At 75.5% G+C, this 5,065-nt stretch carries 4 protein-coding genes and 1 pseudogene; 1 reads left to right on the top strand and 4 read right to left on the bottom strand.

What is annotated here, in order from left to right:
- The 4 genes from JNW87_RS34600 to JNW87_RS34615 all read right to left on the bottom strand — a co-directional run.
- Positions 1–527: sirohydrochlorin chelatase (locus JNW87_RS34600; RefSeq protein ID WP_238455143.1), on the bottom strand; the 527-nt coding region annotated here is incomplete at its 3' end.
- Positions 509–1,270, bottom strand: coding sequence for a phosphoadenylyl-sulfate reductase (locus JNW87_RS34605; protein ID WP_109804404.1), 762 nt, complete (start codon positions 1,268–1,270; stop codon positions 509–511). The genes JNW87_RS34605 and JNW87_RS34600, both read right to left, overlap by 19 nt.
- A complete protein-coding gene (locus tag JNW87_RS34610) occupies positions 1,267–1,425 on the bottom strand; it encodes an IS1 family transposase (RefSeq protein ID WP_146231228.1) in 159 nt (52 codons plus the stop codon). The genes JNW87_RS34605 and JNW87_RS34610 overlap by 4 nt, the downstream gene beginning before the upstream one ends.
- A complete protein-coding gene (locus JNW87_RS34615; protein ID WP_238455144.1) occupies positions 1,422–3,134 on the bottom strand; it encodes a nitrite/sulfite reductase in 1,713 nt (570 codons plus the stop codon). The genes JNW87_RS34610 and JNW87_RS34615 overlap by 4 nt, the downstream gene beginning before the upstream one ends.
- Positions 3,135–3,604: 470 nt before the next feature.
- On the opposite strand from JNW87_RS34615, the pseudogene JNW87_RS34620 reads away from it, so the two are divergent.
- Positions 3,605–5,065, top strand: a pseudogene (locus tag JNW87_RS34620) (glycosyltransferase family 39 protein); the annotation flags it as partial.

Here is a 5,065-nt window from a genome sequence, read left to right on the forward strand (position 1 = left end):
CCCAGCCGCGCCCCGAGGGCCGCCGCCACCCGGCCCACCGAGCCACGCGCCCGCGCGTCCCGGGTGCCCGCCGCGGCCAGCACCAGGGCGTCCACCGGTCCGGGCTCGACCTCGGCCAGCCGTCGCCGCAGCCCGGTCAGCAGCGCGGCGTCCACCACCCCGTCCGCCGGTCCCAGCACGTCGGTGATCCGGACGTCCATCGGCGGCCCCGGCTCCCGCGCGGCGGCGACCGCCGCCGGGATGTCGACCTTCCGGTGGTAGGCGGCGGTCAGCAGCAGCGGGACCAGCACCGCCCGGGGATGTCCCGCCGCGGCGAGCTCACGCAGCACGCCGGTCGGCCCGGGCTCGGTGTGGTCCAGCCAGCTCGGCAGCACCGTCGTCCCGGGACGGGCCGCCTCGACGGCCCGGGCCAGCGCACGGGTCGCCTCGGCGGCGCGCGGATCGCGACTGCCGTGCGCGACCAGGACCACCGGGGCGGACCCGACGGCCGCCCCGGCGCCCGCCGAGGTCACACGTGCAGGCCGCACTCGGTCTTCTCGAACATGGCCCACCGGCCGGCCCGTGGGTCCTCCCCCGCCTTCGTGCGCCGGGTGCAGGGCCAGCAGCCGATCGAGCCGTAGCCGCGGCTGAGCAGCTCGTTGACGGGGATGTCGTAGCGGGAGATGTAGGCGTCCACGTCGCGCTGGGTCCAGGTCGCGATCGGGTTCACCTTGACCTTGCCGCGCCGGGCGTCGAAGGTCACCACCGGCGTGTTCGCCCGGGTCGGGGACTCGTCCCGCCGCAGCCCCGCGGCCCAGGCGTCGTACCCGGTCAGGGCCCGCTCCAGCGGCTCGACCTTGCGCAGCTGGCAGCAGTCGTCCGGGGACCGGTTGAACAGCCGGGGGCCGTACTGGCCGTCCTGCTGCCCGACGGTCATCCGGGGACGGATCGAGCGGACGTTCACCGGCAGCCGGCGGGCCACCTCGTCGCGGACCCGCAGCGTCTCCGGGAAGTGCAGCCCGGTGTCCAGGAAGACCACGTCCACCCCGGGCGCGACCCGGGAGACCAGGTGCGCGAGCACCCCGTCCGCCATCGAGCTGGTCACGCAGAAGCGGTCGCCGAAGGTCTCGGCGGCCCAACGGGCGATCTCCAGCGCCGGAGCACCCTCCAGCTCCCGCCCGGCCGACTCGGCCAGCGCGCGCAGCTCCTCCGGGTCGCGGCGCCGCGGGTCGGCCGGTGCCGGGCCGCCGACGCCGACCAGGCCCAGGTTGGTGGCGGAGACCAGACTCATCGGGCCACCGCCCTGCCGAGCAGGCCGGTGAACTTCACGGTGAAGACCCGGGCGCAGGCGTGGCACTCCCAGGCGCCGTGCCCGGCCTCGCTCGGCCGCAGGTCCTCCTCACCGCAGTACGGGCAGTAGAGAGGCGCGGAACGGGCGTCACTCATCGCAACTCCTCCTCGTCGACCCTGATCACCCAGTTGGCGAACGTCTCACCCTCGATCCGGCCGGCCAGGTAGCGGCGGGCCAGCCGTTCCACGTACTCCGGAAGCTCCTCGGCGGTGGTCTTCAGGCCGCGCAGCTTGCGGCCGAAGCCGGCGGTCTGCCCCTCGGCCATGCCGAGGCCACCGCCCAGGTGCACCTGGAAGCCCTCCACCTGGCGGCCGTCCGGCCCGACCACCAGCTGGCCCTTCAGCCCGATGTCGGCGACCTGGGTCCGGGCACAGGCGTTCGGGCAGCCGTTGAGGTGGATGGAGATGTCGGCGTCGAAGTCGCGCAGCCGCTCCTCCAGCTGGGCCACCAGCTCCTCGCCGCGGGCCTTCGTCTCGACGATGGCCAGCTTGCAGAACTCGATCCCCGTGCAGGCCATGGTGCCGCGCCGCCAGGCCGACGGCCGGGCCTCCAGGCCGATCCGGCGCAGCGCCGCGACCAGCGACTCCGTCCGCTCCGGCGCCACGTCAAGGACCAGCAGCTTCTGGTACGGGGTGAGCCGAACCCGGTCGCTGCCGTGCGCCTCGACCACGTCGGCCAGCTCGGCGAGCTGCCCGCCGGAGACCCGCCCGACCACCGGGGCGGCCCCCACGTAGTGCCGCCCGTCGCGCTGCCGGTGCACGCCGATGTGGTCGACCGGCTTGCTCGGCAGCTCCGGCGCCGGGCCGTCCAGCAGGGTCCGGCCCAGGTACTCCTTCTCCAGCACCTCGCGGAACTTCGCCACGCCCCAGTCGGCGACCAGGAACTTCAGCCGGGCCCGGTTGCGCAGCCGGCGGTAGCCGTAGTCGCGGAAGATGCCGACCACGCCGGCCCAGACGTCCGGCACCTCGGCCAGCGGCACCCACACGCCGAGCCGCTTGGCCAGCATCGGGTTGGTGGACAGGCCGCCGCCGACCCAGACGTCGAAACCGGGGCCGTGCTCCGGGTGGTCCACGCCGAGGAAGGCGACGTCGTTCGCCTCGTACGGGGTGTCGACCAGCCAGGAGATCGAGGTCTTGAACTTGCGGGGCAGGTTGGAGAACTGCTTGTCGCCGACGTACCGGCTCACGATCTCGTCGATCGCCGGGGTCGGGTCGACCAGCTCGGCCTCCGCCACCCCGGCGACCGGGCTGCCGAGCACGATGCGCGGGCAGTCGCCGCACGCCTCGGTGGTCTGCAGGCCGACCGCCTCCAGCCGGCGCCAGATCTCCGGCATGTCCTCGACCCGGATCCAGTGGAACTGGACGTTCTGCCGGTCGGTGATGTCGGCGGTGTCCCGGGCGAACTCCCGGGAGATGCCGGCGATGACCCGGAGCTGGGCCAGGGTCAGCTGGCCGCCGTCGACCCGGACCCGGAGCATGAAGAACTCGTCCTCCAGCTCGTGCGGCTCCAGCACCGCCGTACGGCCGCCGTCGATGCCGGCCTTGCGCTGGGTGTAGAGGCCCCACCAGCGGAACCGGCCGCGCAGGTCCTGCGGGTCGATGGAGGCGAAGCCCCGGTGGGCGTAGATGGTCTCGATCCGGGCCCGGACGTTCAGCGGGTCGTCGTCCTTCTTGATCCGCTCGTTGGCGTTGAGCGGCTCGCGGTGACCGAGCGCCCACTGCCCCTCCCCGCGCGGACGGCGGGCGGCCCGGGCGGCGGGGGCCGCCGGGGTCTCGGGCCGGGTCGGGGTGCTGCTGACCGCCATCGCGGCGTCCTCCGATGTCTGCTGTGCCTGGACGCGGACGCGGCGGCCGGCCCCTCATGAGGGCCGTGGACGGCGATGTCTTCGACGGCCGGCGCGACTACGCGCCCGAGACGGATGGGTCGGGCGTCGTCAGTTGGCCGGACAGATCGCGCTGCGCACGCGGCCGTAATCGACGTGGCGACGGGCCACGAAGCGGCGGACGACAGCGGCGGTCATGAGTGCCATGCTCCCACACCCCCGGTTGACCGGCCAATGACCGCGTGTGTGATCCCACATCACGGACCGCCCGTCCCCGGGTGCTACCGTGCCGCGCCCTCGGTCGGCGGCGGGAGCAGCCGAGCCCTGCGCGCGAATCGGCGGACCAGCCCGCCCGGCCGTCCGGCTGTGTGACGCTGCGACATGTGACCGCACCTTCGGAGCCGAGACGGGCCAGCGGCGCGGCCGCTCCCGCCAGGAGCAACCGACGGTGGCTGGTCTGGCTGCCGCCGGCGGCGCTCACGCTGGCGGTCAGCCTCACCGAGGTGAGCCGGGCGCAGCTCTGGCGGGACGAGCTGGCCACCTGGAGCGCGGCGACCCGGCCGGTCGGCGACCTGGTCCGGCTGGCCGGCACCATCGACGCCGCCACCGGGCCGTACTACCTGCTCATGCACGGCTGGATCGCGCTGTTCGGCGACTCGACGACCGCGCTGCGGCTGCCGTCGGTGCTGGCCATGGCGGCCACCGCCGGGCTGACCGCCCGGCTCGGCGAGCGGCTGGTCGACGCCCGGGTCGGATTGCTGGCCGGGCTGCTCCTCGCCGTCCTCCCCGGCACCTCGCGGTACGCCCAGGAAGCCCGCCCGTACGCGCTGGCCACGCTGCTCGCCGTCCTCGCCACGCTGCTGCTGGTCGAGGCGCTGCGTCGCCCGTCGTGGGCCCGCTGGGCCGGCTACGCCGCCGCCGTCGCCGCGCTGGGCCTGACCCACCTGATCGCGCTCACCCTGCTCGCCGCGCACGCGGTCGCGGTGCTGCTGGTCCAGTGGCGCGACCCGGCGGCCGCCGGCCTCGACACTCTCCCGGACGGCGCCGAGCGGCCGCCGACAGCCGTCGGAGGGACGACCCGCCGGCCGATGACCGGCCCGACGTCGAACCGCCCGGCGGCGGGCAACCTGGCGACGCCCGACCAGGCGGCGAGGGATTGGGCGGCGTGCGGCGGGCCGGGCGTCACGTCCTGTTGCGGTGGTTGGTGGCGTTGGTGCCGGCCGTGCTGCTGGTCGGTCCGCTGGTGGTGGTGGCGCGGGGGCAGCGGTCCCGGCAGCTCGACTGGGTGGACCCCGCCCGGCTGACCGACCTGGCGGCGCTCCCCGGCGGCGTGGCACAGAGCGGCGCGGTCGGCGGCCTGCTGCTCGGTCTCGCCGCGCTCGGTGCCGGACGGCTCGGCCGGCGGGCCCTGCTGCCCGCGGCCTGCGTGCTGCTGCCGGTGCTGCTGGTCTTCGCCGCCGGGGTGGTCGTGCCGCTGTGGGTGCCGCGCTACCTGGTCTTCACCGTGCCGTTCGGCTGCCTGCTGGCCGGCGCGGCGCCGGCGGCGTACGGCTGGCGCCGGCGCTCGCCGTGGTGGTGCTGGCCGGGCTGCTCGGCCTGCCCGACCAGGCGGGGCTGCGGCGTACGCACGAGTGGCCGCGCAGCGCCACGGTCGACTACCGGGGGGTGGCCCGGGTGATCGCCGACCATGAGCAGCCCGGCGACGTGATCGTCTTCTCCCCCCGGGAGAGTTGGCTCTTCCTCGACCTCGGCACCGCGTACCACCTGGGGTCCCGGCAGCCCCGCGACGCGCTGGTGGTCCGCGACCAGCGGCAGCGCGCGGACCTCTGGGCCGGCGAGTGCGACCGGCCGGCGGAGTGCCTGGCCGGCGCGGGCCGGGTCTGGCTGGTGGTCGCCGGGCGGCGGAGCGACCC

Origin of the sequence: Micromonospora sp. ATA51, assembly GCF_016802855.1 — a bacterium.
Taxonomy (GTDB): Bacteria; Actinomycetota; Actinomycetes; order Mycobacteriales; family Micromonosporaceae; genus Micromonospora; species Micromonospora sicca.